At 70.3% G+C, this 25,458-nt stretch carries 25 protein-coding genes; 11 read left to right on the top strand and 14 right to left on the bottom strand.

The features are described 5' to 3' along the window. Window positions 1–52: 52 nt before the first annotated feature. Window positions 53–1,075: an NAD(P)-dependent alcohol dehydrogenase gene (locus tag JUB10_RS02920; protein WP_207454106.1), complete on the bottom strand. Its 1,023-nt coding sequence runs from the start codon at window positions 1,073–1,075 to the stop codon at window positions 53–55. An 82-nt stretch (window positions 1,076–1,157) separates the two neighbouring features. Here JUB10_RS02920 and JUB10_RS02915 point away from each other — a divergent pair, with 82 nt between their 5' ends. Continuing rightward, on the top strand, window positions 1,158–1,805 hold the full coding sequence (locus JUB10_RS02915) for a TetR/AcrR family transcriptional regulator C-terminal domain-containing protein (RefSeq protein ID WP_307859062.1): 648 nt from the start codon (window positions 1,158–1,160) through the stop codon (window positions 1,803–1,805). A 50-nt stretch (window positions 1,806–1,855) separates the two neighbouring features. Here JUB10_RS02915 and pstB read toward each other — a convergent pair whose 3' ends face one another. From pstB to JUB10_RS02875, 8 genes are all read right to left on the bottom strand, one after another. After that, the gene (gene pstB, locus JUB10_RS02910) at window positions 1,856–2,635 is read right to left on the bottom strand and encodes a phosphate ABC transporter ATP-binding protein PstB (RefSeq protein WP_207454104.1); all 780 of its coding nucleotides are present in this window, start codon (window positions 2,633–2,635) and stop codon (window positions 1,856–1,858) included. 14 nt (window positions 2,636–2,649) lie between these two features. Further along, window positions 2,650–3,723 carry a phosphate ABC transporter permease PstA gene (pstA, locus tag JUB10_RS02905; protein ID WP_207454103.1) on the bottom strand — a complete coding sequence of 358 codons (1,074 nt, stop codon included), beginning with the start codon at window positions 3,721–3,723 and terminating at the stop codon, window positions 2,650–2,652. Then, entirely contained in the window at window positions 3,723–4,670 is a 948-nt protein-coding gene (gene pstC / locus JUB10_RS02900) for a phosphate ABC transporter permease subunit PstC (RefSeq protein ID WP_207454101.1), read from the bottom strand. The genes pstA and pstC overlap by 1 nt, the downstream gene beginning before the upstream one ends. Before the next feature lie 143 nt (window positions 4,671–4,813). Beyond that, window positions 4,814–5,917 carry a phosphate ABC transporter substrate-binding protein PstS gene (pstS, locus tag JUB10_RS02895; RefSeq protein ID WP_374191689.1) on the bottom strand — a complete coding sequence of 368 codons (1,104 nt, stop codon included), beginning with the start codon at window positions 5,915–5,917 and terminating at the stop codon, window positions 4,814–4,816. A 128-nt stretch (window positions 5,918–6,045) separates the two neighbouring features. After that, the gene (locus tag JUB10_RS02890; protein ID WP_207454097.1) at window positions 6,046–6,990 is read right to left on the bottom strand and encodes an NUDIX hydrolase; all 945 of its coding nucleotides are present in this window, start codon (window positions 6,988–6,990) and stop codon (window positions 6,046–6,048) included. Next, window positions 6,987–9,164 carry an RNA degradosome polyphosphate kinase gene (locus JUB10_RS02885; protein ID WP_207454095.1) on the bottom strand — a complete coding sequence of 726 codons (2,178 nt, stop codon included), beginning with the start codon at window positions 9,162–9,164 and terminating at the stop codon, window positions 6,987–6,989. The genes JUB10_RS02890 and JUB10_RS02885 overlap by 4 nt, the downstream gene beginning before the upstream one ends. Window positions 9,165–9,216: 52 nt before the next feature. Further along, window positions 9,217–10,041, bottom strand: coding sequence for a mycothiol synthase (gene mshD, locus JUB10_RS02880; RefSeq protein ID WP_207454093.1), 825 nt, complete (start codon window positions 10,039–10,041; stop codon window positions 9,217–9,219). Beyond that, the gene (locus tag JUB10_RS02875) at window positions 10,019–10,711 is read right to left on the bottom strand and encodes a winged helix-turn-helix domain-containing protein (RefSeq protein WP_207454091.1); all 693 of its coding nucleotides are present in this window, start codon (window positions 10,709–10,711) and stop codon (window positions 10,019–10,021) included. Before JUB10_RS02875 ends, mshD begins: the two co-directional genes overlap by 23 nt. A gap of 101 nt (window positions 10,712–10,812) precedes the next feature. On the opposite strand from JUB10_RS02875, the gene JUB10_RS02870 reads away from it, so the two are divergent. The 3 genes from JUB10_RS02870 to ygfZ all read left to right on the top strand — a co-directional run bounded on the left by JUB10_RS02870 (window position 10,813) and on the right by ygfZ (window position 13,028). Further along, window positions 10,813–11,073 carry a hypothetical protein gene (locus JUB10_RS02870; protein WP_207454089.1) on the top strand — a complete coding sequence of 87 codons (261 nt, stop codon included), beginning with the start codon at window positions 10,813–10,815 and terminating at the stop codon, window positions 11,071–11,073. 283 nt (window positions 11,074–11,356) lie between these two features. Then, entirely contained in the window at window positions 11,357–11,953 is a 597-nt protein-coding gene (locus tag JUB10_RS02865; RefSeq protein ID WP_207454087.1) for an FABP family protein, read from the top strand. Further along, complete coding sequence (gene ygfZ, locus JUB10_RS02860; protein ID WP_207454085.1) at window positions 11,943–13,028, top strand: CAF17-like 4Fe-4S cluster assembly/insertion protein YgfZ; 1,086 nt, start codon at window positions 11,943–11,945, stop codon at window positions 13,026–13,028. The genes JUB10_RS02865 and ygfZ overlap by 11 nt, the downstream gene beginning before the upstream one ends. 86 nt (window positions 13,029–13,114) lie before the next feature. Here the strand turns inward: ygfZ and JUB10_RS02855 are convergent, their stop codons facing one another. Continuing rightward, window positions 13,115–13,894 carry a class I SAM-dependent methyltransferase gene (locus JUB10_RS02855; RefSeq protein WP_207454083.1) on the bottom strand — a complete coding sequence of 260 codons (780 nt, stop codon included), beginning with the start codon at window positions 13,892–13,894 and terminating at the stop codon, window positions 13,115–13,117. 236 nt (window positions 13,895–14,130) lie between these two features. On the opposite strand from JUB10_RS02855, the gene JUB10_RS02850 reads away from it, so the two are divergent. Next, window positions 14,131–14,874, top strand: coding sequence for a phosphoglyceromutase (locus JUB10_RS02850; RefSeq protein ID WP_207454082.1), 744 nt, complete (start codon window positions 14,131–14,133; stop codon window positions 14,872–14,874). 77 nt (window positions 14,875–14,951) lie between these two features. Here JUB10_RS02850 and phoU read toward each other — a convergent pair whose 3' ends face one another. Next, window positions 14,952–15,608, bottom strand: coding sequence for a phosphate signaling complex protein PhoU (gene phoU, locus JUB10_RS02845; RefSeq protein ID WP_207454080.1), 657 nt, complete (start codon window positions 15,606–15,608; stop codon window positions 14,952–14,954). A 162-nt stretch (window positions 15,609–15,770) separates the two neighbouring features. On the opposite strand from phoU, the gene JUB10_RS02840 reads away from it, so the two are divergent. Both JUB10_RS02840 and JUB10_RS02835 read left to right on the top strand, forming a co-directional pair. Next, window positions 15,771–16,943, top strand: coding sequence for a sensor histidine kinase (locus JUB10_RS02840; RefSeq protein ID WP_207454078.1), 1,173 nt, complete (start codon window positions 15,771–15,773; stop codon window positions 16,941–16,943). Then, entirely contained in the window at window positions 16,940–17,620 is a 681-nt protein-coding gene (locus tag JUB10_RS02835; protein ID WP_207454077.1) for a response regulator transcription factor, read from the top strand. Before JUB10_RS02840 ends, JUB10_RS02835 begins: the two co-directional genes overlap by 4 nt. A gap of 384 nt (window positions 17,621–18,004) precedes the next feature. Here JUB10_RS02835 and JUB10_RS02830 read toward each other — a convergent pair whose 3' ends face one another. Then, window positions 18,005–18,517: a hypothetical protein gene (locus JUB10_RS02830; RefSeq protein ID WP_207454076.1), complete on the bottom strand. Its 513-nt coding sequence runs from the start codon at window positions 18,515–18,517 to the stop codon at window positions 18,005–18,007. 153 nt (window positions 18,518–18,670) lie between these two features. Between JUB10_RS02830 and JUB10_RS02825 the strand changes: the two genes are divergently transcribed. The 4 genes from JUB10_RS02825 (at window position 18,671) to rlmB (ending at window position 22,777) form a co-directional block, all read left to right on the top strand. Then, on the top strand, window positions 18,671–19,153 hold the full coding sequence (locus JUB10_RS02825; RefSeq protein WP_207454075.1) for a CarD family transcriptional regulator: 483 nt from the start codon (window positions 18,671–18,673) through the stop codon (window positions 19,151–19,153). After that, window positions 19,143–20,309 carry a 2-C-methyl-D-erythritol 4-phosphate cytidylyltransferase gene (ispD, locus tag JUB10_RS02820; RefSeq protein ID WP_207454074.1) on the top strand — a complete coding sequence of 389 codons (1,167 nt, stop codon included), beginning with the start codon at window positions 19,143–19,145 and terminating at the stop codon, window positions 20,307–20,309. The genes JUB10_RS02825 and ispD overlap by 11 nt, the downstream gene beginning before the upstream one ends. Window positions 20,310–20,382: 73 nt before the next feature. Next, window positions 20,383–21,801, top strand: a complete 1,419-nt coding sequence (gene cysS, locus JUB10_RS02815; protein WP_207454073.1) for a cysteine--tRNA ligase — start codon at window positions 20,383–20,385, stop codon at window positions 21,799–21,801. After that, entirely contained in the window at window positions 21,794–22,777 is a 984-nt protein-coding gene (gene rlmB, locus JUB10_RS02810; protein WP_207454072.1) for a 23S rRNA (guanosine(2251)-2'-O)-methyltransferase RlmB, read from the top strand. The genes cysS and rlmB overlap by 8 nt, the downstream gene beginning before the upstream one ends. 63 nt (window positions 22,778–22,840) lie before the next feature. Here rlmB and JUB10_RS02805 read toward each other — a convergent pair whose 3' ends face one another. After that, complete coding sequence (locus JUB10_RS02805) at window positions 22,841–24,118, bottom strand: DUF4032 domain-containing protein (RefSeq protein WP_207454070.1); 1,278 nt, start codon at window positions 24,116–24,118, stop codon at window positions 22,841–22,843. Window positions 24,119–24,187: 69 nt separating this feature from the next. Beyond that, complete coding sequence (locus tag JUB10_RS02800) at window positions 24,188–25,288, bottom strand: ABC transporter ATP-binding protein (RefSeq protein WP_207454068.1); 1,101 nt, start codon at window positions 25,286–25,288, stop codon at window positions 24,188–24,190. Window positions 25,289–25,458: the final 170 nt, after the last annotated feature.

Genomic DNA, 25,458 nt, shown 5'->3' with positions numbered 1-25,458 from the left:
ATCACGACGGAAGGGGCTGGACCGCGACGGTCCAGCCCCTTCCTCGTCTCCATCAGTCGACGGTCACGACCACCTTGCCCGCGGCGGCGCCGTCGGTCAGACGCCTCATCGCCTCGGCCGCATCGGCGAGCGGATGACTCGACTCGACGAGCGACCGGAGAACGCCGCGCTCGAGCAACCCGCCGAGCTCCACCAGGTCGGTCTCGCTCTTCTTCGTCATGAACGTGCCGAGCGACTGGCGCACGAAGGGCGAGAGCAGGGAGGCGAGCACCTGCCGCTGACTGCCGCCCAGCCAGCGGCCGCCGTTCTCGCCGCCGACGATGACGAGCCGCCCACGCTCGGTGAGCAGTCGCCGCAGCACCGGCAGCGGACGCATGCCGCCGGTGTCGAGGATCACGTCGTAGCGGCCGGTCGGCTCCGACCGCCGGTAGTCGATCACCTCGTCCGGGCCGAGGGTGTGCACGGCCTCGACCTTGCCCGTGCTGCACACGGCCGTGACGGAGGCACCGGCGGCCTTGGCCAGTTGCACGGCGTACGATCCGACGCCGCCGCCCGCGCCAAGCACGAGCACCCGCTCGCCCTCCGCGACGCCCGCGTGGTCGCGCACGGCCTGCAGCGCGGTGACGCCTGACACGGCGGCCGCGGCGGCATCCGGGAACGACAGCCCGGCGGGCATGAGGCCGATCGCGCGACGATCGGCGACGGCGTACTGCGCGAGGGTCGAGCTGCCCTCGCCGAAGACCCGGTCGCCGGGCCGCAGGTTGCGAACCCCCTCGCCGACCGCGACGACGGTGCCGGCGAGCGGGAGGCCCGGATTCAGCCGTCGAGGCCGCCGGATGCCGGGGAAGGCGGCGCGCACGGGATAGGGGAGCCCGGCCATCAGGTGCCACGTCCCCTGGTCGACGCTCGTCGCGTGGATCCGCACGAGCACCTGGTTCGCCTCAGGGGAGGGCACCGGGGCGGTGGACGGGCGCAGGACGGCGGCCGCGTCCGTGCCGTACTCGCGCTGGACGATGGCGGACATCGTCGCGCCCGGCGCGGGAGCGACAGCGGGTGAGGTGCTGGACGAGGTCATGGTCGGCTCCTTCTCGGGCTATTGCTTACGCCGTAAGTCTGTACTTACGCCGTAAGGTTGTCAATCGGCGATAGGAGGCGCGGTGGCTCGAGCGGCACTGACACGGCAGCGCGTGGTGGAGGCGGCCATCGGGCTCGCGGACGCGACGGGAGCCGAGGCTCTCAGCATGCGCAAGCTGGGGGAGTCGCTCGGCGTGGAGGCGATGTCGCTCTACAACCACGTGCGCAACAAGGAGGACCTCCTCGACGCGATGGTCGACGCCGTCTACGCCGAGATCCCGCTGCCGGACCCGGCCGGCGGTTGGCGCGACGAGTTGCGGCCCCGCTACCTCGCGACGCGGGAGGTGCTGCTGCGGCACCGCTGGGCGATCCCGCTCATGGAGTCGCGCGCGATGCCCGGCGCGGCGAACCTCGCGCATCACGAGGCCCTGCTCGCCTGCCTGCGGGCGAACGGCTTTTCGCTCACGCAGGCGGCGCACGCGTACTCCGTGCTCGACGGGTACGTCTACGGCTTCGTGCTGACCGAGAAGGCGTTGCCGTTCGACGGCGACGACGTGGCCGAGGTCGCGCAGGCGATGCTCGCGCAGTTCCCCGTCGACCGCTTCCCGAACCTCGCCGCGATGGCGTCGGAGCACGTCATGCAGCCGGGCTACGACTACGGCGACGAGTTCGGCTGGGGGCTCGACCTCATCCTCGACGGGCTGGAGCGTGCGCGCCGCGACGCGGGCTGAACGACGAAGGGGGCCGGACCGTGCGGTCCAGCCCCCTTCGTGGCATCCGATTATCCGAAGCGGCCCGAGACGTAGTCCTCGGTCGCCTGCACGGACGGGTTCGAGAAGATCGTGTGGGTGTCGTCGTACTCGATGAGCTTGCCCGGCTTGCCGGTGCCGGCGATGTTGAAGAACGCCGTACGGTCGCTGACGCGGCTCGCCTGCTGCATGTTGTGGGTGACGATGACGATCGTGTAGTCCTGCTTCATCTCCTCGATGAGGTCCTCGATCGCGAGGGTCGAGATCGGGTCGAGGGCGGAGCAGGGCTCGTCCATCAGGATGACGTCGGGCGAGACCGCGATCGCGCGCGCGATGCACAGACGCTGCTGCTGACCACCCGAGAGGCCGGAGCCGGGCAGGTTCAGGCGGTCCTTCACCTCGTTCCAGAGGTTCGCGCCCTTGAGGGACTTCTCGACGAGCTCGTCCTGGTCGCTCTTCGACATCCGCCGGTTGTTGAGCTTGACGCCGGCGAGCACGTTGTCGCGGATCGACATCGTGGGGAACGGGTTGGGGCGCTGGAACACCATGCCGACCTGACGGCGCACGAGCACCGGGTCGACACCCTGGCCGTAGAGGTTGTTGCCGTCGATCAGCACCTCGCCCTCGACCGTCGCGCCGGGGATGACCTCGTGCATGCGGTTGAGGGTGCGGAGGAACGTCGACTTGCCGCAACCCGAGGGGCCGATGAAGGCGGTGACGGTGCGGGGCTCGATGGTGAGCGAGACGCCCTCGACGGCCTTGAACTTGCCGTAGTAGACGTTGAGGTCGTTGACTTCGATGCGCTTGGACAAGGTGCTCTTTCTCCTTAGCGGCCGAGCTTGGGGGCGAAGAACCGCGCGACGAGCCGGGCCACGAGGTTGAGGATCATCACGATCAGGATCAGGGTGAGAGCTCCGGCCCAGGCCCGGTCGATGTAGGCCTGAGCGTCGGTGCCCGGGTTCGCGTAGCTCTGATATACGAACACCGGAAGCGACTGCATTCTTCCGTCGAACAGGTTCGTGTTCAGGCTCTGCGTGAATCCGGCGATGATCAGCAGCGGGGCGGTCTCACCGATGACGCGGGCGATGGCGAGCATCACACCGGTGGTGAGGCCGGCGACGGATGTCGGCAGCACGACCTTCACGATCGTCGCCCACTTCGGCACGCCGAGCGCGTACGAGGCCTCGCGGAGCTCGTTCGGCACCAGGCGCAGCAGCTCCTCGCTGGAGCGGACCACGACCGGGATCATGAGCACGGAGAGCGCGATCGCGCCGCCGATGCCGAGGCGGATGCCCGGTCCGAAGACCAGCTCGAAGACGGCGTAGGCGAAGAGGCCGGCGACGATCGAGGGGATACCCGTCATGACGTCGACGAGGAATGTGATCGCCCGGGCGAGGTGACCCCGGCCGTACTCGACGAGGTAGATCGAGGTCATGAGGCCGATCGGCACCGAGATGACCGTCGCGGCGATCGTCATGAGCAGCGTGCCCGTGATGGCGTGGCTCGCGCCACCGCCCGCGCCGACCACGTTGCGCATGGAGTAGGTGAAGTACTGCAGGTCGAAGCGCGCGAGCCCATTGGCGAGCACGGTCGACACGAGGGAGATCAGCGGGAGCAGCGCGACGACGAACGCGAGCACCACGAGGGCGGTGACGAAGCGGTCGCGGGCCTTGCGGTCGCCCTCGATGAGGAGCGAGACGACGAAGATCGCGGCGACGTAGAGCAGCGTGCCCCAGAAGATCGCGGCGACGAGGGAGAAGTCGGTCGACCCGGCGGCGGCGAGCAGCCCGAAGACGACCGCCGCGGCGACCCAGGAGGCGACGAGGATGCCCCAGGGGGCGAGCTTGGGGAGACGGCCCGAGGTGAGGGCGTTCTCGACGGGAGTGGCGGCGACGGACATCAGTTGGCTCCCGAGAAGTCCTTGCGGCGGCTGACGATGTAGCGGGCGAACGCGTTCACCGCGAAGGTGACCACGAACAGCACGAGACCGGTCGCGATGAGCACGGAGATGCCCTCGCCGTAGGCCTCGGGGAACGAGAGGGCGATGTTCGCCGGGATGGTCGAGGGGTTGCTCGCGGTGAGGATCGCGAAGCCGACGCCGCCGGAGGCGGAGAGCACCATGGTGACGGCCATGGTCTCGCCGAGCGCGCGACCGAGACCGAGCATCATGCCCGACACGATGCCGCCGCGGGCGTAGGGGAGCACGGCCATCTTGATCATCTCCCAGCGCGTGGCGCCGAGGGCGAGAGCCGCCTCCTCGTGCAGGCGCGGCGCCTGGAGGAAGACCTCGCGGCAGATCGCGGTCATGATCGGCAGCACCATGACGGCGAGCACGATCGACGCCGTCGCGAGCGTGCGGCCGGTCGCGGAGACCTGACCGGCGAAGAGGGGGATCCAGCCGAGGTTCTCGTTCAGCCAGACGTAGAGGGGTTGCACGAGCGGGGCGAGCACGAGGCCGCCCCAGAGGCCGAAGACGACCGAGGGCACGGCGGCGAGCAGATCGATGATGTAGCCGAGGCCCTGCGCGAGCTTGCGCGGCGCGTAGTGGGAGATGAACAGCGCGATGCCGATCGCGAGCGGCGTCGCGAGCACGAGCGCGATCAGCGACGAGTACAGCGTGCCGAAGATCAGCGGCGCGACGTAGGAGAGGAAGCTCTGCCCCTCGAGGATCGGGTTCTCCTCGGGGTTCGTCGTGAAGGCGGGGATCGACTCCACGATGAGGAAGATCGTCACCGCGGCGAGGGTCAGCAGGATGATGACGCCGGCGCCGACGGCCGTGCTCGAGAAGATGCGGTCGCCTGGGCGCTGCTTCGCGCGCATTCGCTGGGTGCCGGTGGTCGCGGTCATTCGGTCGGGTCGCTCCCTCAGAGGTGTTGCTGGGACGAGGCTCAGCGGAGGCGCGGACGGACGTCCGAATCCCTGCTCAGCCTGCCCCGGTCCGGGTACGAATCTAGTCGTCGTTCCCGGACCGGGACAGTCGGAGGTGGTGCTTAGGAGATCAGCTCGAGAGCGGCCTCGACGTCGGTGCGGAGCGTGTCGGAGATCGGGGCCGACCCGGCGTTGTCCGCGGCGGCCTGCTGGCCCTCCTCGCTGGCGATGTAGCTGAGGTACGCCTTGACGACCTCGGCGGTGTTCGCGTCCTCGTACTGCTCGCAGGCGATCAGGTAGGAGACGAGCACGACGGGGTAGGTGCCCGCCTCGGCGCCGGCACGGTCGAGGGCGATCGCGAGGTCACCCTCGGTGCGGCCCTCCTCGTAGCCCGACGCGTCGACGACGGCGGCCGCGGCCTCCGGCGAGAACTCGACGAACGAGCCGTCGGCGACCTGCACCGCGACGGTGCCGAGGTCACCGGCGCGCGACGCGTCGGCGTAGCCGATGGTGCCCTGGCCGCCCTTGACGGCGTCGACGACACCGGAGGTGCCCTGAGCGGCCTCGCCGCCCTCGAGCGGCCAGACGCCGTCGGGCTCGTTGGTCCACGCCTCGGGCGCGGCCTCGTTGAGGTACGCGGTGAAGTTCTCGGTGGTGCCCGAGTCGTCCTGGCGGTGGACCGGCGAGATCGCGAGGTCGGGGAGCTCGACGCCCTCGTTCGAGGCGGCGATCGCCGGGTCGTTCCAGTTGGTGATCGTGCCGTTGAAGATGTTCGCGATCGTGGCGGCGTCGAGGTTCAGGGTGTCGATGCCCTCGAGGTTGAAGATCACGGCGATCGGGGAGATGTAGAGCGGGAGCTCGACGATGCCCGAGTCGGGAGCGCAGGCGCCGAAGGTCGCCTCGGCGATCTCGTCCGTCTTGTACGCGCGGTCCGAGCCGATGAAGGCGCTGGAGCCGGCGATGAAGTTCTCGCGACCCGTGCCGGAACCGGTCGGGTCGTAGTTGATGGTGACGTCCGGGTTCGCACCCTGGAACTCGGCGACCCAGGCCTCCTGAGCGGCCTGCTGCGACGAGGCGCCCGAGGCGCTGATGTCGCCGGCGAGGTCGCTCGCGGGGGCGTCGCTCGAACCGGCGGCGGAGGTGCCCTCGTTCGCGGCGCAGGAGGTCAGAAGCATCGTGCCGGCAACGGCCATGGCCGCAACGGCGCCGTAACGCTTGAAGTTCACAGTCATCCCTTCGGGATCTTGATTACAGAGGTTCGGGTCTGGTGCTCGACCCGCAGGCGACCGTACGACCGGCAGACGTCGAGATTGGTCGCTCCCGGTGAACGGAAGGTGAACAGGCCGCGAACAGCTCAGACGACGGCCGGAGTATGGGTTTCGGTCGCGACGATTCCGGACGATGCTCGTTCTTTGGGCACGTGCACGACCGTGAACTCCCCGGGCGCGAGCGCGGCAGCGCGTCGCAGCTCCGCCGTCAACGGTTCGCCCGTCCGCTGCGCGAGTTCGCGCACGAGCTCCGGCAGCACGGGGCCGTGGCTGCACAGCACGGCGCCCTTCCCCTTCGCCAGCCGACGGTCGATCACTGCCGCGACGTCGGCGGTGCCGTCCTCCCACGCGTCCTGGCTGATGTCGGGCACCTCGCTGATGCCACGGCGCAGCAGTTTCGCGAGCGGGGCGACGGTCTCGACGCAGCGCGCCGCCGGACTCGAGACGAGCTTGCGGGGGGCCCACGCCGCGATCGCGGGCGCGACGGCGCGCGCCTGCTCGCGGCCGCGGGGGAGGAGGGGCCGCGAGGCATCCGTGCCGCGCCAGTCGCCGCGGGGGGTGGCCTTGCCGTGCCGGAGCAGCACGAGGGGGAACGTGCGGGCGATGCCCGCCTCGAGCCGGGAGGCGAAGAGTTCGAGCAGCTCGGCGTCGTGCGTGTACGTCACCTTCTTCACGGCGGCGCGCACCGACAGCCACTCGAGTGCCTCGATCTCGTGGTTCGGCTTGAACTTCGCCTTCGCGACCTGCTCGTCGGTGACCTCCGCCGACCAGTAGTGCACCACCTTGCCGCGCCCGCCGGGCAGCGTGTACCGCACGGTGCCGAGCGGGGCGCCCAGCGCCGCCGCGATGCCCGTCTCCTCGCGCACCTCTCGGGCGGCGGCCGTCGGCAGCATCTCCCCGCGGTCGAGCTTGCCCTTGGGCAGCGACACGTCACCGTGGGTCGCCCGGTGCACGACGAGCACGCGCACGCGACCGTCGACGACCCTCCAGCAGAGGGCTCCGGCCGCCTGGACGGGCGGGAGGGAGCTCACCGGAGCGATCCGCCCCTCCTGCGCTGCGAGACGCGGCGCATCACGACGTTCTGCAGGTCGTTGAGCGGCACCTCCTTCTCGCTGAGCGAGTGGCGGGTCCACGTGCCGTCGGCGCGGAGGTGCCACGACGAGGTCGTGTCGGCCATGGCCAGGTCGAAGAGCCGCCCGAGCTCGGCGATGTGGTTGCGGTCGCTCAGGCGCACGAGGGCCTCGACCCGGCGGTCGAGGTTGCGGTGCATCATGTCGGCGCTGCCGATGTAGGTGCGGGTCTCGCCGTTGTTGTGGAACGAGAAGATGCGCGAGTGCTCGAGGTAGCGGCCGAGGATCGAGCGCACGCGGATGGTCTCGCTGAGGCCCGGCTCGCCCGGCTTCAGCGCGCAGATACCGCGCACCCAGATGTCGACCGGCACGCCGGCCTGGCTCGCACGGTAGAGGCCGTCGATGATCGCCTCGTCGACCATCGAGTTGACCTTGATCCGGATGCCGGAGGGCAGCCCCTTCCGGGCGTTCTCCGTCTCGTGCTGGATGTGCTTGAGCAGCCCCTTGCGCAGGTGCAGCGGGGCGACGAGCAGACGCTTGAACTTCTTCTCGATGGCGTAGCCGGAGAGCTCGTTGAACAGCCGGGTGACGTCGCGCCCTACCTCGTCGTCGGCGGTGAACAGGCCGAAGTCCTCGTAGAGGCGGCTGGTCTTGGGGTTGTAGTTGCCCGTGCCGATGTGCGTGTAGTGGCGCAGCTCGCCCTTCTCCTGGCGGATGACGCTCGCGAGCTTGCAGTGGGTCTTGAGCCCGACGAGGCCGTAGACGACGTGCACGCCCGCCTGTTCGAGCTTGCGCGCCCAGACGATGTTGTTGCTCTCGTCGAAGCGCGCCTTGATCTCGACGAGGGCGAGCACCTGCTTGCCCGACTCCGCAGCGTCGATCAGCGCCTCGACGATGGGGCTGTCGCCGGACGTGCGGTACAGCGTCTGCTTGATCGCGAGCACGTCGGGGTCGGCGGCCGCCTGCTCGAGGAAGGCCTGCACGCTCGTGGCGAAGGACTCGTAGGGGTGGTGGACGAGGATGTCGCCCTTGCGGATCGACGCGAAGACGTCCGCCTTCTCGGTCGGGTCCGACGGCAGCAGCGCCGCCGAGGTGACCGGCACGTGCTTGTTGTACTTCAGGTTCGGCCGGTCGAGCTTGGTCAGCTGGAACAGTCCGCCGAGGTCGAGCGGGGCCGGCAGCCGGTAGACCTCCTGCTCGGTGATGTCGAGCTCCTGCATCAGCAGGCTCAGCGTCACGTCGTCCATGTCGTCGGTGATCTCGAGCCGGATGGGCGGCCCGAACCGGCGGCGCAGGAGCTCCTTCTCGAGCGCCTGGATGAGGTTCTCGGTCTCGTCCTCCTCGATCTCCACGTCCTCGTTGCGGGTGACGCGGAACTCGTGGTGCTCGAGGATCTCCATGCCGGGGAAGAGCTCCTCGAGGTGGTTGGAGATCAGGTCCTCGAGCGGGATGAAGCGGGTGCGGCCGCTCCCGTCATCCGGCAGCGGCACGAAGCGCGGAATGACCTGCGGCACCTTGAGGCGTGCGAACTCGACGCGGCCCGTCTTCGAGCTGCGCACGCGCACCGAGAGGTTGAGCGAGAGCCCCGAGATGTACGGGAAGGGGTGCGCCGGGTCGACCGCGAGGGGCATGAGCACCGGGAAGATCTTCTGCGAGAAGACCTCGTCCATGCGCTGCCGATCCTCCTCGTTGAGGTCGCTCCACGTCTCGACGTGGATGCCGGCGTCGTCGAGGGCGGGCTTGACCTGGTCGTGGAAGGCGCGGGCGTGCCGGGCCTGCAGTTCGTGGGCCTTGCGGCTGATGTCCTCGAGCACCTCGGCGGGGCCGCGACCGATGTTCGTCGGCACGGCGAGGCCGGTCGCGATGCGGCGCTTCAGGCCGGCGACGCGCACCATGAAGAACTCGTCGAGGTTCGAGGCGAAGATCGCGAGGAAGTTCACCTGCTCGAGCAACGGCAGGCGCGGGTCCTCCGCGAGCTCGAGCACGCGGGTGTTGAAGGCGAGCCAGCTCAGTTCGCGGTCGAGGTACCGCCCGCCGGGCAGGGTGCCCTCTTCGACGCTGTCGTTCGAGTCGAAGTCGTCGTCGAAGAAATCCGGGGCGACCGTCGACTCTTCGAGGGAGATGTCGCTTTCCATCGGCTCATCCTTCCACTTCGGGCTGCCCGTGCGGCAAGGGCCCGCCCGAGGATCATGTTCCCCGTTGAACGGGAAGTGAACGCCGGTACTGCACGTCGATGGTGTGGTCGGTGAAGCCGCGTGAGCGGTAGAGCCGCAGCGCGGGCTCGTTGTCGGCCTCGACGTAGAGCGAGGAGACCCGGATGCCGCGGGCGCGCAGCCGGGCGAACCCGGCGTCGACGAGCACGCGGCCGAGGCCCTGGCCCTGGTGGTCGGGGTCCACGCCGACGACGTGGAACTCGCCGATCCCGTCCTCGACCTTGAGCCAGCAGAACCCGGCGACCGAGCCCTCGCGCTCGAGCAGCAGCAGGTCGTCGCGGTCGAACCACGGCTCGGCCATGCGGGCGTCGAGGTCGTCGCGGGTCATCGCGCCCTGCTCCGGGTGGTGCGCGAAGGCGAGGGCGTTGAGGGTGAGCAGCGTCGAGGCATCCGTCGCCGGGTCGAAGGCACGGAGGCCCGCGGGCTCGGGGCCGTCGTTGGGCACCGGTGCCCTCAGTTGCAGCAGGGTGCGCACGGCCTCGAAGCCCGTGCGGGCCGCGAGCGCTCGGCTCGCGGGATGGTCGCCGTGCGCCCAGGCGAGCACCTCGCCCTCGTAGCGGGAGAGCACCTCGGCGAGCAGACGGGTGCCGAGGCCGCGGCCGCGGGCGGCGGGATCGACGACGAGCTCGAACTCCGTGGGGCCGGCGATCGCGGCGGCATCCGTGCCGAGGTGCACGAGCTCGCGCTCGCCGCGGTCGAACTCGACGAGGGCCTGGTCGTTGAACGGCGGCTGGCCGTCCTCGTCGAGCGCCCGCCGGATCAGCGCGTCGAGGAACTCAGGACGAGACCGTGCTGGCAAGGCGATCCGCGTCGTCGTCGTAGACGTTGAACCGGTAGCCGACGTTGCGCACCGTGCCGATGAGCGACTCGAGGTCGCCGAGCTTCGCGCGCAGGCGCCGCACGTGCACGTCGACGGTGCGGGTGCCGCCGAAGTAGTCGTAGCCCCACACCTCGCTCAGCAGCTGCTCGCGGGTGAACACGCGGGAGGGGTGCGTGGCGAAGAAGCGGAGGAGCTCGAACTCCTTGAACGTGAGGTCGAGCGGGCGGCCGTGCACCTTGGCCGAGTAGCTGGCCTCGTCGATGACGACGCCGGAGGCCTGGATCTTCGACGCCGACTGCTCCTGCGCGAGCCGCCCGATGACAAGACGGATGCGGGCGTCGACCTCGGCCGGCCCCGCGGTCTCGAGCAGCACGTCGTCGACGCCCCAGTCGGCGCTGACGGCCGTGAGGCCGCCCTCGGTGAGCACCAGGATGAGCGGAACATTGACGCCGGTCGTGCGGAGGATCTTGCACAGCGACTTCGAGCTCGCGAGATCGGTGCGGGCGTCGACGAAGATCGCGTCGGAGGTGGGGGCGTTGACCAGCTGCGCGGGTTCCGCGGGGATCTGCCGCACCTTGTGGCTGAGAAGCCCGAGCGCCGGCAGCACCTCAGTGTTGACCGAAGAGGTCAGGATCAACAGCTGAGCCACGGGGCAGGTTCCTCCAGATTCGCCTGCCGCACAGTCTAGGGCGCGCGGGAAGCCGGCCCGCCACGGGCGGAAGCACCGGCGCCGTGTGGCAGATTTGAGCCATGCCCGCCTCCCTGCTGCGCTCCGCGCTCCCGGTGTGGGCCCTCGCGATCGTCGGCGTCGTGCTCGTCGCGGCGTTCGAGGCCGACCGGTATCTGCACTGGATGCCGCTCGCGCTCGCCGCCTGCGTGCTGCTCACGTTCGGGATCGAGCTCGCCCTGAGCCAGACCCGCGGCGCGGTCAGCCGGATGTCGACCGCACTCGGGGGAGCGCTCGTGATCCTCGCGCTCGCGACCGGGGTGTTCACGCTCGTCGGGGCGTAGGGGGCCGGTGGCTCAGCCCGAGTCATCCGACAGGCTGCGTGCGCACCTGTTGACGGGTTGCGCAGTAGTAGCTGCGCAACCCGACAAGAGCTGCGCACCCGCCGCACCGCGACCCTCGCTCCGAGCATCCGTCGCCCAGCCCGACCCGCGCTCGCCGGTTAGACTCGGCACATGCTTCTCGCGCTCGAGATCTTCTACGTCGGTCTGCTCGGGCTGGCGACGCTGGGGATCGGTTTCGTCTCCGTGACCGTGCTGTGGAACCTGTTCCGGGGTCAGCGCTGACGTGATCGATCTCGACGCCAACCTGCCGGCCGAGCTCGTCCCCCTGTCCTGGTTGATCGGGGTCTGGGAGGGCACGGGCCTCATCAGCTACAAGGTCGGCGAGGAGAACAGGGAGTACGAGTTCGGCCAGCGGCTGAGCTTCAGCCACGACGGGCTGCCCTACCTCAACTACTCGTCGTTCACCTGGCTGCTCGACGAGAAGCACACACCGCTCACCGGTGAGACGGGCTACTGGCGCCTCGCTCGCCCGGCCGAGCCAGGCGACCGCGGCCCCGCAATGCTCCCCGGTGAGGGCGTGCAGCCCTTCACGACGACGCGGTCGGTCGAGACGCTGCGCAACAACGACGATGGCTTCGACCTCGAGGTCGGCATCCAGCACCCCACCGGCGTGAGCGAGCTCTATCTCGGCCGGGTCAAGGGCCCCCGCATCGACCTCGCGACGGATGTCGTCATGCGCTCCTCCAACGCGAAGGAGCACTCGGCCTCGACGCGGATCTACGGCCTCGTCGAGCAGCACCTGCTGTGGGCGTGGGACATCGCCGCCCTCGGCCAGGAACTGCGCACCCACGCGTCCGGTCGGCTCGCCCGTGTCTCCTAGCCCGTTCCTCGCGCTCGCCGGCGCCGTCGGCGAGACGGTGCCGCAGCACTACGGCAACCCCATCGGCGAGCAGCGCCGACTCGCGAGCGGCGGCGCCATCGTCGACCTCAGCGACCGCGGCGTCATCGCGCTCGAGGGGCCCGACCGGCTGAGCTGGCTCGACTCGCTCACCTCGCAGCGCCTCACGACGCTCGCGCCGGGGGAGAGCGCCGAGACCCTCCTGCTCGACCCTTCCGGCCGCATCGAGCACGCGATGCGTGTCGTCGACGACGGCGTCACCGCGTGGCTGCTCGTCGACGAGGCTTCCGCGCTCGCCGCGTGGCTCGACCGTATGCGGTTCATGCTCCGCGTGACCGTGACGGATGCCACAGAGCAGTACGCCACGATCGGCACGCTCGGCGACCCCGCGTCGCTCCCGGCCGCCGCGCCGAACGGGGTGCCCCTCTTGTGGCGCGACCCCTGGGGCGCCGGCGTCGCGGAGGGCGGCGTGCAGTACGCGCCCGCCCCGCAGCATCCGTCGGCCGCCTGGACCTACGCCGAGGTGCTCGTGCCGCGGGACCAGCTCGCCACGCTGACCGACCGGCCCGTCGCCGGCGCGCTCGCCCTCGAGGCGCTCCGCATCGAAGCGTGGCGACCGCGCCTCGTGACCGAGCGCGACGAGCGCACGATCCCGCACGAGCTCGACTGGCTGCGCAGCGCCGTGCATCTCGCGAAGGGCTGCTACCGCGGACAGGAGACCGTCGCGAAGGTGCACAACCTCGGGCACCCGCCGCGCCGGCTCGTGCAGCTCGACATCGACGGCAGCGAGGGCGTGCACGCCGAGCACGGCGACGAGGTGCTCTCGGGCGACACCGTCGTCGGGCACGTGACGAGCGCCGCCGTGCACCATGAACTCGGGCCGGTCGCGCTCGCCGTGATCAAACGGTCGACGGATGTCTCGGCGCCGCTGCTCGTGCGCCACGACGACGTGCTGCTCGCCGCGTCGCAGCAGGTGATCGTGCCGCCGACAGCGGGCGCCGCGGCATCCGTGCCCCGCCTGCCCCGACTCGGAGCGGTGACCCGGCCCAGCGCCTAGGCCGTCGGCGACCGCTGCGCGCGACTGGTCGGTGCATCGCTGAGTGGCGCGTCGATGGATGCTCCACTCAGCGAGGCGTTGCCCACTCACCACTCGAAGTCGGCGGGCGCGACCGCGTCCCACGCGACGCCGAGCTCGCCGAGCCGCCACCGTGCCGGCCCGCCGAGCACGGGCCAGCCGTCGTCCCGCAGGGTGCGGGCCACGGCGATCCAGCGCTGGGACGGACCGTACGTGCCGAGCGGCGCATGCACCCGCCACGCGCGGTCGAGCGCGCCGAGGAAGTCGTGCACCCGCTCGCCGGGCACGTTGCGGTGGATCAGTACCTTCGGCAGCCGCTCCGCGACCACCGAGGGGGCGTCGAGATCGCGCAGACGCAGCGAGACGGTGAGCGACTGCGGCCCGGCCTCCGTGACGTGCACCCAGGACGCGACCCGGCCGACCTCGTTGCACGTGCCCTCGACGAGCGCGCCGCCGGGCTGCAGGCGTCCGACCATGCGCCGCCATGCACCGAGCACCTCGGGCTCGTCGTACTGGCGCAGCACGTTGAGGGCCCGGATGACGCAGGGCCGCCGCGCTGTCGGAACCTCGAACCCGCCGCGCAGGAAGCTCACCCCCGGCTTCGCCGACCGCGATGCGAGCTCCACGCGCTCGGCGTCGATCTCGATGCCGACGACCTCGACGTCGGGACGCACCTTCGACAGGCGGGCGTGCAGCTCGAGGGGTGTGGTCGCGCTCGCGCCGTAGCCGAGGTCCACGACGAGGGGATCCTCGGCGCGGGTCAGTGCCGGCAGCGTCGCGATCCAGCGGTCGATGCGGCGGAGCCGGTTGGTGCCGGTCGTGCCGCGCGTGATCCGACCCTCCGCCACCCGCCCAGTATCCCAGCGCCGCACCGAGGCGGGCGTAGGGGCGGCGGGGGGAGGCCGCAATCGGCGGGACCGACGCGAAGTGCGCAGTACTTGCCGGGGTGCGCACTAGTTGCTGCGCCCTTCGGTAGGAGCTGCGCATCCCGGCAGCGCTGCCCTCAACGGTCGCCCGCCCCGAGCCATCCGCCCCCCACCCCACCCCTCGCAGAGCCGCATCCCCGCGTCGATAGGCTGACACCATGACCAACACGCTCATCCTGCTGCGCCACGGCAACAGCGACTGGAATCAGAAGAACCTCTTCACGGGGTGGGTCGACGTGCGTCTCAGTGAGCAGGGCGTCGGCGAGGCCAAGCGCGCCGGTGAGCTGCTGCGCGAGTCGGGCCTCGCGCCCGACGTGCTCTACACGAGCCTGTTGACGCGTGCGATCCAGACGGCGAACCTCGCGCTCGAGGAGGCCGACCTGCTCTGGATCCCCGTCAAGCGCAGCTGGCGTCTCAACGAGCGCCACTACGGCGCGCTGCAGGGCAAGGACAAGGCCCAGACCCTCGCCGAGTTCGGCGAGGAGCAGTTCACAACCTGGCGCCGCTCCTTCGACGTGCCGCCGCCCCCGATCGAGGACGGCGCCGAGTACTCGCAGGCCGGCGACCCCCGCTACAAGGACATCGACGGCGAGCTGCCCCGCACCGAGGCGCTGAAGAACGTGATTGACCGGATGCTGCCGTACTGGGAGTCCGACATCACGAAGGACCTCGCCGCCGGCAAGACGGTGCTCGTCACCGCGCACGGCAACTCGCTTCGCGCGCTCGTGAAGCACCTCGACGGCATCAGCGACGACGACATCGCGCAGCTGAACATCCCCACGGGCATCCCGCTCGTCTACGAGCTCGACGACGACTTCAAGCCGGTCAAGCCGGCCGAGTACCTCGACCCCGAGGCCGCCGCCGCCGGTGCCGCCGCGGTCGCCGCGCAGGGGAAGAAGTAGCCGTTAACGACGAGCGCCGCGGCATCCGGTTCACGAGGAACGGATGCCGCGGCGCTTTCGCGTTCAGCGGCTGAGGCTCAGGCCTGGCCCGCGCCCACCCAGTCGCCGGTGACGAGGTACTGCATCTTCTTCGCGACCGACACGGCGTGGTCGGCGAAGCGCTCGTGGTAGCGGCTGGCGAGCGTCGAGTCGACGGTGTCGACCGCGGCGCCGTTCCAGGTCTCGCCGAGCACGGTCTCGAAGACGCCGAGGTGCAGCTCGTCGACCTTGTCGTCCTCGTTGCGGATCTGCTCGGCGATCTTCGGGTCCTGCGTCTTGATGAGCTCGACCAGCATCCGGGAGATCTCGACGTCGAGCGCGCCCATGCGCTGGAAGGTCGAGACGAGCGACTGCGGGGCGACCTTGTCCGGGAAGCGGTAGCGCGACAGCTGTGCGATGTGCACGGCGATGTCGCCCATGCGCTCGAGCGACGCGCTGATGCGCAGCGCGGTCACGACGATGCGCAGGTCACGCGCCACGGGCGCCTGACGGGCGAGGATGTCGATCGCGAGCTCGTCGAGACGGCCGGTGGCCGAGTCGATCTCCTCGTCGTTGGCGATCACCGACTCCGCCAGCGCGACGTTCGACTCGTTGAACGCGCGGGTGGCGTCTTGGATGGACTGGTACACCGCCTCGGCGATGTGGACCAGGCGCTCCTGGACCTCGGCCAGCTCCTGCTGGAATACCTGCCGCATGCGGCTTCCCCTTCCGTTGTGGCAGCGTCCGCATGCGCGCGCACGGCCACGGGCCATCGTCTTCCGTTCAGGTGAACAGTCGGTGCCGCGAAGATGAACATCAGACGGCAGGGGCTGCGCACCGGCACAGGAGGTGGGTCCTGCCCTCACTAATCTACTCACATGGACCCCAGCTTCTTGGTCCCGGTCGCCCTCGCCGTAGGCCTGGTGCTCGGGGCAGGGGTCGCCATCGCCCTCCAGCTGTCGGCGAAGCGCGGACACCGCGCGGCGACCGTCATGACGCCGACCGTTCCCGACGGAGTGGACGCCGTGCTCGACGCCCTCGAGTCGGCGGGCGTCGTGATCGACCCCTCCAACAACGTGCTCAAGGCGAGCCCGGGCGCGCACACTCTCGGGCTCGTGTTCAACGGTGCGCTCGTGCACGACGCGCTGCTCGACCGGGTGGCCGAGGTGCGCCGCACGGGAGAGTCGATCTCGGAGGAGATCGACCTGCCTCGGGGGCCGTTCAGCGACGTCGTCGTGCATCTCTTCGTGCGCGTCGCCCGGCTTGGCACCCGCTACGTGCTGCTCCTCGCCGAGGACCGCACCGAGACTCGCCGGCTCGAGGCCGTGCGCCGCGACTTCGTCGCGAACATCAGCCACGAGCTGAAGACCCCCATCGGCGCCGTGGGGCTGCTCGCCGAGGCGATCGAGTCTGTCTCCGACGAGCCCGACCAGGTCAAGCGCTTCGCCAAGCGGCTGCGCAAGGAGTCGAAGCGGCTCGGCCAGCTCACCCAGGAGATCATCGAGCTCTCGCGGCTGCAGTCCGAGACTGCGCTCCGCAAGCCGGCCATCGTGCGCATCGACCGCGTCATCGACCAGGCCGTCGACCAGAACCGGGTCGAGGCGGATGCCCGGCGCATCACCCTCGCGTCCGGTGGCGAGCGCGGGTCGACCGTGTGGGGCGAGGAGCCGCTGCTCGTCATCGCGGTGCACAACCTCATCGCGAACGCGATCCAGTACTCGCCGGAGGGTTCCCGCGTCGGCATCGGTGCCAGCCGCCACGACGGTGTCGTCGAGATCGCGATCACCGACCAGGGCGTCGGGATCCCCGAGGAGGACCTCGGCCGCGTGTTCGAGCGCTTCTTCCGCGTCGACCCCGCCCGCTCCCGCAACACCGGCGGAACCGGCCTCGGCCTCAGCATCGTCAAGCACGTCGTGCAGAACCACGGCGGCGACGTGCGCGTCTGGTCTCAGCCCGGCAAGGGCTCGACGTTCACCATCCGACTGCCCGAGGCGACCAGCGCTCCCGAGGCGGCCGAGCCCCGCACCACCCCGAAGGAAGTGACCGCGTGACCCGCATCCTGATCGTCGAGGACGAGAGCTCCCTCAGCGAGCCCCTCGCCTTCCTCCTCTCCCGCGAGGGCTACGACACCGCGATCGCGGCCGACGGGAACGAGGCGGTCGCCGAGTTCGACGCGAACGGCGCCGACCTCGTGCTGCTCGACCTGATGCTGCCCGGCCTGCCCGGCACGGAGGTCTGCAAGGAGCTGCGCGCCCGCTCGACGGTGCCGATCATCATGCTCACAGCCAAGGACGAGGAGGTCGACATCGTCGTCGGGCTGGAGCTCGGCGCCGACGACTACGTCACCAAGCCGTACTCGACCCGGGAGCTGCTCGCCCGCATCCGCGCAGTGCTCCGGCGCCGCGTCGAGGAGACGGTCGTCGACGACGGCGTGCTCGAGGCCGGCCCGGTGCGGATGGACGTCGAGCGTCACATCGTCACGGTCAACGGGGTCGAGACGGCGATGCCGCTCAAGGAGTTCGAGCTGCTCGAGATGCTGCTCCGCAACACCGGCCGCGTGCTCACCCGCGGGCAGCTCATCGACCGCGTGTGGGGCGCCGACTACTTCGGTGACACCAAGACCCTCGACGTGCACATCAAGCGCATCCGCTCGAAGATCGAGGCCGTGCCCTCGGAGCCCACGATGCTGCTCACGGTGCGCGGCCTCGGCTACCGGTTCGAGGCGTAGGGGCGCGTCACCCTCGGCGGTCGAGTAGCCGCAGCGGCGCATCCGGCTCCTGCTCCGGATGCCGCGGGCGTGCTCCCTGCGGGCGCCGGGGGAGTCCACTGGTCGGCGGTCGAGCAGCCGCGCAGCGGCGCATCGAGGCCCGGTGTCGGATGCCGTGGGGCGGCGCTCCTAGGGTGCTCGGCAGCCAGCGGCTCAAGACCGGGTCCGCGGGCGATCGCCTACGCGGGTGCGACGGTCTCGATAGGGCGCGCGAGCGCGCCTATTCGATCTCCGGAGAGGAGCTCAAGCAGCGGCAGCGGCTACTGGTGCGAGAACTGCCGCGGCATCCGGAGTCGGCGAAGACAGAGCTCCCGAGCGATCGGAAGCCGCAGAAGCGGCCCGGTGCTACTCGCCCGCGGTGGTGGCGGGCGCGAGGCCCTCGTACTCGGGCAGTCCGCCGTCGAGCACGGGAACGAGGAACTCCTCGCCCGTGACCCCCTGGTGGGTCATGAAGACCTCGAAGAGCGAGCCGAGCTCGGCGTCGATGCCGGTGAGCGTGATGGTCTGCTCGTCGCCGCCGTGGCCGACGTCGACCGTTTCGCCGGCCGCGACCGGAACACGCTGGGGCTCGGTCGCGCCCTCCCAGCTGATCTCGATCGTGACGTCGTCCTCGCCGCGGTTGACGAAGGTGGTGACGAGGTTCGCGTCGGTGCCGTCCTCGGAGATCAGCAGCGCGTTGCGGACGAGCACCGCGACGCTCTCCTCGTTCTCGCCGATCTCACCGCTGATGCCGTCGCTGACGATCGTGTCGGCGGGAAACTGCGTCGCAGTCGCCTGCTCGGTGAGGAAGTTGCATCCGGTCAGCCCAAGCAGGAGCCCCGAGGCGACGACGGCTGACGCCAGGACACGACTTCTCACGAACCCTCCAGTGGTGCTGCGGTTGCGGCGCCCGCTGCGGGCACGCACACGACAACGCTAGCTTAGCGAGCGGGCAGGCTACCCCCGACTAGGCCAAGGCTCTCTGTTAACCCCCTGTGGTAAACTGGGCATTCACGAAACGGAGCCTGAAGCATGCTTTTCGAGGTCGGCGAAACCGTCGTATACCCGCACCATGGCGCGGCCACCATCATCGAAGTCAAGACTCGCGTTATCAAGGGCGAGGAAAAGACTTACCTCAAGCTCAACGTGACCCAGGGCGACCTGACCATCGAGGTCCCCGCTGAGAACGTCGACCTCGTCGGCGTCCGCGACGTCATCGGCAAGGAAGGCCTCGACCGTGTGTTCGAGGTGCTCCGCGCGCCGTTCACCGAGGAGCCGACCAACTGGTCGCGCCGCTACAAGGCGAACCTCGAGAAGCTCGCCTCCGGCGACGTCATCAAGGTCTCCGAGGTCGTCCGCGACCTCTGGCGCCGCGACCAGGACCGCGGCCTCTCGGCCGGCGAGAAGCGCATGCTCGCCAAGGCCCGCCAGATCCTGATCAGCGAGCTCGCTCTCGCCGAGAAGACCGACGAGGAGAAGGCTTCGACCGTCCTCGACGAGGTCCTTGCGTCCTGACGTCCCGCCGCTCGGCGTCGTCCTCGTCGCCGCCGGCAGTGGCACCCGTCTGGGCTCATCCGAGCCGAAGGCTTTCGTCCCGGTCGCGGGGCGCACCATCCTCGAGCGCAGCCTCGACGGACTGTTCGGGCTCCGTGAGTCCGCGTCGATCGTCGTCGTCGCGCCCGCGGCGAAGCTCCGCGAGGCGCAGCAGCTCGTGAAGTCCGCGGCCGGTCCGGCCGCGCGCTACGTCTCGGTCGTGACCGGGGGCGACAGCCGCCAGGCATCCGTCGCCGCCGGCCTCGCCGCGCTGCCCGAGGGCGTCGACGTGGTGCTCGTGCACGACGCCGCCCGGGCGTTCACGCCGTCGGCGGTGTTCGAGCGCGTCGTGCGCGGCGTGCGCCGCACCCGCGCGGGCGTCGTGCCCGCTCTGGCCGTGGCCGACACCATCAAGACGACGGATGCCGGCACGGTCACCGGCACCCTCGACCGCTCGAGCCTCGCCGCCGTGCAGACCCCGCAGGGTTTCCCCTTCGCGGAGCTCGTCGACGCCTACCGGGCTGCGACCGAGGAGCACACGGATGACGCGGCGCTGTTCGCCGCGGCCGGCGGCACCGTCTCGGTCGTCGAGGGCGACCCGCTCGCGTTCAAGATCACGACGCCGTGGGACCTCCGGGGTGCCGAAGCCGTCGCGGGCGCCACGGTGCCCGTGCGCACCGGCGTCGGGATGGACATCCACGCGTTCGACGAGTCGCGCCCGCTGTGGCTCGGGGGCGTCTACTGGCCGGCGGAGCCCGGCCTCGCCGGGCACAGCGACGGCGACGCGCTCTGCCACGCCGTGTGCGACGCGCTGCTCTCGGCATCCGGCCTGGGCGACATCGGCGGCCGCTTCGGCACCTTCGACGCCCGCTTCATCGACGCGCACGGTGACGTGTTCATCACCGAGACCTGCGCCATCGTCCGCGGAGCCGGCTACGAGATCGGCAACGTCGCGGTGCAGGTCACCGCGAACCGGCCGAAGATCGCGTCGCGCCGCGTCGAGATGGAGCGCAAGCTGACCGAACTCGTGGGCGCCCCCGTGAGCGTCGCCGCGACCACGTCGGACGGACTCGGCTTCACCGGCCGCGGCGAGGGCGTGGCGGTCATCGCGACCGCCCTCGTGTACCAGTCCCGCTGAACCGGCAGTCCCGCTGATCCGGCAGTCCCGCTAGCCCGCTCGCACACTCCCGCGCGTCTGGGAGGATGAACGGGTGCCCGTCCGCCTTTACGATTCCCGGTCCCAGCAGATCCGCGACCTCGTGCCCGTCGTCGACGGGCACGTCGGCATGTACGTCTGCGGTCCCACCGTGCAGTCGTCGCCGCACATCGGGCACCTGCGCAGCGCCCTCGTCTACGACCTGTGGCGCCGCTGGCTGACCCACCAGGGCTACAAGGTGACCCTCGTGCGAAACGTCACCGACATCGACGACAAGATCCTCGTCAACGCGGCGGGCTCCGAGGAGGAGTGGTGGGCGCTCGCCTACCGCTACGAGCTCGAATTCACCGCCGGCTACAACGCCCTCGGCGTGCTGCCGCCCACCTACGAGCCGCGCGCCACCGCGAGCATCCCGCAGATGCACGAGATCATCGCGCGCCTCATCGAGCGCGGGCACGCCTACCCGGCGCCCGACGGCTCCGGCGACGTGTACTTCGACACCCGCTCGTGGCCCACCTACGGCGAGCTCACCCGGCAGAGCGTCGAGGACATGGTGGATGCCGCCGACGCCGACCCCCGCGGCAAGCGCGACCCGCGCGACTTCGCCCTGTGGAAGGGCGCCAAGCCGACCGAGCCGGCGTCCGCGAACTTCCCGAGCCCGTGGGGTGAGGGGCGCCCCGGCTGGCACATCGAGTGCTCCGCGATGTCGCGCCGCTACCTCGGCCCGGTCTTCGACATCCACGGCGGCGGGCTCGATCTGCGCTTCCCCCACCACGAGAACGAGCTCGCCCAGTCGACCGCGGCGGGCGACGGGTTCGCGAAGTACTGGGTGCACAACGGGCTCGTCAACGTCAACGGTCAGAAGATGTCGAAGTCGCTCGGCAACTCGATCTACGCCGCCGAGTTCCTCGCCCTCGCGCCGCCCCTCGTGGTGCGCTACTACCTCGCAAGCGCCCACTACCGCTCGACGATCGATTACCACGACGGTGCACTGCAGGAGGCGGAGGCGGCGCTCGACCGCATCCACGGCTTCCTCGAGCGCGCCGCCCGCCGACTCGAGGACACCCGCTTCGCCGCGGGCGCCCTCGTCGAGGTGCCCCGGGAGTTCGCGGACGCGATGGACGACGACCTCTCCGTTCCCCAGGCCCTCGCCGTGCTGCACGAGCACGTGCGCGCCGGCAACGCCGCGCTCGACGCCGAGGACCTCGGCGCCGCCGCGAAGCACCGGGCGGCCGTCGCCGCCATGGTGCGGGTGCTCGGCGTCGACCCGACGGACGAGGCCTGGACCACGCACGAGGACGGCGCGGCATCCGTCGCGCTGGGTATCCTCGTTGACCGGATGCTCGCCGATCGGCAGAGCGCACGCGAGGAGCGCGATTTCGCCCGCGCCGACCGCATCAGAGACGACTTGGCCGAAGCAGGTGTCACCATCGAGGACACCCCGACCGGCCCCCAGTGGAGTGTGAATGGCTAAGCCAGGGCGCCCAGGCGCGCGCAAGAACAAGAAGGGCCCCTCCGTCGGGTCCGGCGGTCAGGGCCGTCAGGCCCTGGAGGGCCGCGGACCGACCCCGAAGGCCGAGGACCGCACGTACCACCCGGCCGGCAAGCGCAAGGCCGCCCAGGAGCGCCTCGCCGCGAAGCAGGGCGGCGGGCAGCAGCGCTCGGAGGCCCCGCGGCAGCGGCGCCCCAAGCAGTCGGACGACAGCGAGATCGTGACGGGCCGCAACTCGGTGCTCGAGGCGCTGCGGGCGAAGGTGCCGGCGACGGCGCTCTACGTCGCCGCGCGCATCGAGGTCGACGACCGCGTGCGCGAGACCCTCGCGCTCGCGACCCACCGCGGCATTCCCGTGCTCGAGGTCATGCGCCCCGAGCTCGACCGCCTCGCCGGCGAGGGCTCCGTGCATCAGGGGCTCGCGCTCAAGGTGCCGCCGTACGAGTACGCGCACCCCGTCGACCTGCTCGACCGCGTGGAGGAGTCGGGGGAGACCCCGCTCATCGTCGCGCTCGACGGCATCACCGACCCGCGCAACCTCGGCGCGATCATCCGCTCCGTGGCCGCGTTCGGCGGTCAGGCGGTCGTCGTGCCGCAGCGCCGCTCGGTCGGCGTCACCGCGTCGGCGTGGAAGACCGCGGCCGGCGCCGCGTCCCGCGTGCCCGTCGCGATGGCGACCAACCTCACGCAGACGCTCAAGGCCTACAAGGAGCGCGGTCTCTTCGTGCTCGGGCTGGACGGCGGGGGAGACACTCCGCTGCCCGACCTCGAGCTCGCGACCTCGCCGCTCGTCGTCGTGGTCGGCAGCGAGGGCAAAGGCCTCTCGCGCCTGGTGACCGAGACCTGCGACGCGATCGTCTCCATCCCGATCACGGATGCCGCGGAGTCGCTCAACGCGGGCATCGCGACGAGCGTCGCGCTGTACGAGATCTCGAAGCTTCGCGCGGCCCGCGCCTAGCCAGTACACGCAGAGGCCCTCGCTCCCAACCGGGAACGAGGGCCTCTGGCGTTCGCTCGGACGTCAGACCTTCGAGCGCCAGTCCTCCTCCGCGCCGTTCGCCGGCACGGCGATGACGTCGGTGGGCGGGGCGATCACGGTCGCCTCGTCGCGGCGGTTCTTCAGCACGTTCTGCACGTACGAACTGACCGCCTCGGCCAGCGGCACCTGACGCGACTCGTTCTGCGACATGTACCAGCGGTGGTCGAGCAGCTGGTGGAACATCTCCGCCGGCTCGAGCTTGCCCTTGAGGTCGCGCGGGATGGCGCGGATGACGGGTTCGAACACCTGCGCGAGCCACTCGTGCGCGACCATCTCCTCGTCGAGCGCGTCCTTCTCGAAGGTCGCCGCGTACGAGTCGAGGTCGTTCAGCAGACGGCGGGCCTGGTTCTCCTGCGCATCGAGGCCGGTGAGCCGGAGGAGGCGGCGGGAGTGGTGGCCCGCGTCGACGACCTTCGGCTGGATGCGGACCTTGGTGCCCGAGTCATCCGTGCGAATCGCGAGCTCCTCGATGTCAAAGCCGAGGTCGTTGAGCCGCTGCACGCGCTCATTGATGCGCCAGCGCTCCGACTGGTCGAACGACTCCGCGCCCGTCAGCTCCTTCCAGAGCTGGCGGTACTTCGACACGATGCCGTTGCTGACCTCGACCGGGTCGAGGTTCTCGTCGAGGCGGCCGCCGGCGTCGAGGTCGAGCAGCTCGCCGGCGATGTTGACGCGGGCGATCTCGAGGTCGTTCTCGCGCTGGCCGTTCGACAGACCGCCCTCGTACAGCTGGCCGGTCTCGGCGTCGACGAGGTAGGCGGCGAACGCGCCGGCGTCGCGCCGGAAGAGAGTGTTCGACAGCGAGACGTCGCCCCAGAAGAAGCCGATGATGTGCAGGCGCACGAGCAGCACGGCGAGGGCGTCGACGAGCCTGGTCGCGGTGTCGGGCCGCAGCGTCTGCGAGTACAGCGCCCGGTAGGGGAGCGAGAACTTCAGGTGCCGGGTGACGAGCACCGGGTCGAGCGCGTTGCCGTCCTCGTCGGTGCGGTTCGTGATGACGGCGACCGGGTCGACGCACGGGATGTCGTGACGCTGCAGCGTGCGGAGCATCTCGTACTCGCGGCGGGCAAGCTCGGCGCTCGTCTCCTTGATCGCGATGACGTAGCCGGAGAGGTTGGCGAAGCGGACGAGGTGGCGGGAGATGCCCTTGGGCAGCACCGCGATCTGGTCCTCGGGCCACAGTTCGAGCGGCAGCTCCCAGGGCAGGTCGAGGAGCGCCGGGTCGACCGTCGCGGAGGTGATGTTGAGCGATGAACGCATGGTGATAGAAGGTTACGCACGGAAAGGGCCCGCCGGGACATCCCGGCGGGCCCTACCTGGTGCTGGGTGTCAGCCCGCGACGACCGCGTTGCGGCCGAGGCGCGCGCCCGACTCGACGTCGAAGACGTGCACGTGCCGGGGCTGCGGCGTGATGAAGACGCGGTCACCGGCCATCGGGTGCGAGCGTCCGTCGACGCGCGCGACGATGTCGACGCGGTTGCCCTCGATGTCGGCGTGGCCGTAGAGGTAGCCGTCGGCGCCGAGCTCCTCGATCACGTCGACGTCCACCGGCAGGCCCTCACCCGAGGTCGAGACGACGACGTCCTCGGGACGCACGCCGACCGTGACCTTGGTCGCGGCGGTGCTGGCGACGACGTCGCGCTCGACCTGGGCGATGTGCGAGCCGAAGCGGATGCCACCGTCGGTGACGTCGGCCTGGAACAGGTTCATCGCGGGCGAACCGATGAAGCCGGCGACGAACACGTTCTGCGGGGCCTCGTAGAGGTCGCGCGGGGTGCCGACCTGCTGCAGGATGCCGTCCTTCAGCACCGCGATGCGGTCACCCATGGTGAGCGCCTCGGTCTGGTCGTGCGTGACGTAGACGGTGGTGACGCCGAGACGACGCTGCAGCGACGCGATCTGCGTGCGGGTCTGCACGCGGAGCTTGGCGTCGAGGTTCGACAGCGGCTCGTCCATGAGGAAGACCTGGGGCTGACGCACGATCGCGCGGCCCATGGCGACGCGCTGACGCTGACCACCCGAGAGGGCCTTCGGCTTGCGGCCGAGGTACGGCTCGAGGTCGAGCAGCTTCGCGGCCTCGAGGACGCGATTGGCGCGCTCCTCCTTGCCGACGCCCGCGATCTTCAGGGCGAAGCCCATGTTCTCCGCCACGGTCATGTGGGGGTAGAGCGCGTAGTTCTGGAAGACCATGGCGATGTCACGGTCCTTCGGCGGGACATCCGTCACGTTGCGGTCGCCGATGAAGATGTTGCCCTCGTTGACCTCTTCGAGGCCCGCGAGCATGCGGAGGGCGGTCGACTTACCGGAACCCGAGGGTCCGACCAGCACGAGGAACTCGCCGTCGGCGACCTCGAGGTCGATCGCGTCGACGGCCGGAACCGTCGAGCCCGGGTACAGACGCGTCGCCTTGTCGTACGTTACGGATGCCATTTCTTTCTCCTTCACCGGCAGGTACGTGCCGGACGATCCGTTGTGAATGGATGCGAATGGTTGTTCGCGAGACCAGGCGTCATCACCTGATCCATCCGCCAGTATTACTGTCGGACAGCGTTACGGCAACACGAGAAGTCGTCATCTGCTCCGCGCGCTTCGTGGACTTT

Source organism: Desertivibrio insolitus (assembly GCF_017355965.1).
Classification (GTDB): domain Bacteria; phylum Actinomycetota; class Actinomycetes; order Actinomycetales; family Microbacteriaceae; genus JAFIQW01.
This window is presented reverse-complemented; position numbering and strand designations above follow the sequence as displayed.

Bases quoted from the DNA above. Each gene is read 5' to 3' on its own strand.
- JUB10_RS02805 (WP_207454070.1), bottom strand. From the start codon at position 24,118: ATGCGTTCATCGCTCAACATCACCTCCGCGACGGTCGACCCGGCGCTC.
- JUB10_RS02885 (WP_207454095.1), bottom strand. From the start codon at position 9,164: ATGGAAAGCGACATCTCCCTCGAAGAGTCGACGGTCGCCCCGGATTTC.
- JUB10_RS02800 (WP_207454068.1), bottom strand. From the start codon at position 25,288: ATGGCATCCGTAACGTACGACAAGGCGACGCGTCTGTACCCGGGCTCG.
- JUB10_RS02825 (WP_207454075.1), top strand. From the start codon at position 18,671: ATGCTTTTCGAGGTCGGCGAAACCGTCGTATACCCGCACCATGGCGCG.
- JUB10_RS02870 (WP_207454089.1), top strand. From the start codon at position 10,813: ATGCCCGCCTCCCTGCTGCGCTCCGCGCTCCCGGTGTGGGCCCTCGCG.
- rlmB (WP_207454072.1), top strand. From the start codon at position 21,794: ATGGCTAAGCCAGGGCGCCCAGGCGCGCGCAAGAACAAGAAGGGCCCC.
- phoU (WP_207454080.1), bottom strand. From the start codon at position 15,608: ATGCGGCAGGTATTCCAGCAGGAGCTGGCCGAGGTCCAGGAGCGCCTG.
- JUB10_RS02850 (WP_207454082.1), top strand. From the start codon at position 14,131: ATGACCAACACGCTCATCCTGCTGCGCCACGGCAACAGCGACTGGAAT.
- JUB10_RS02920 (WP_207454106.1), bottom strand. From the start codon at position 1,075: ATGACCTCGTCCAGCACCTCACCCGCTGTCGCTCCCGCGCCGGGCGCG.
- JUB10_RS02840 (WP_207454078.1), top strand. From the start codon at position 15,771: ATGGACCCCAGCTTCTTGGTCCCGGTCGCCCTCGCCGTAGGCCTGGTG.
- pstA (WP_207454103.1), bottom strand. From the start codon at position 3,723: ATGTCCGTCGCCGCCACTCCCGTCGAGAACGCCCTCACCTCGGGCCGT.
- pstC (WP_207454101.1), bottom strand. From the start codon at position 4,670: ATGACCGCGACCACCGGCACCCAGCGAATGCGCGCGAAGCAGCGCCCA.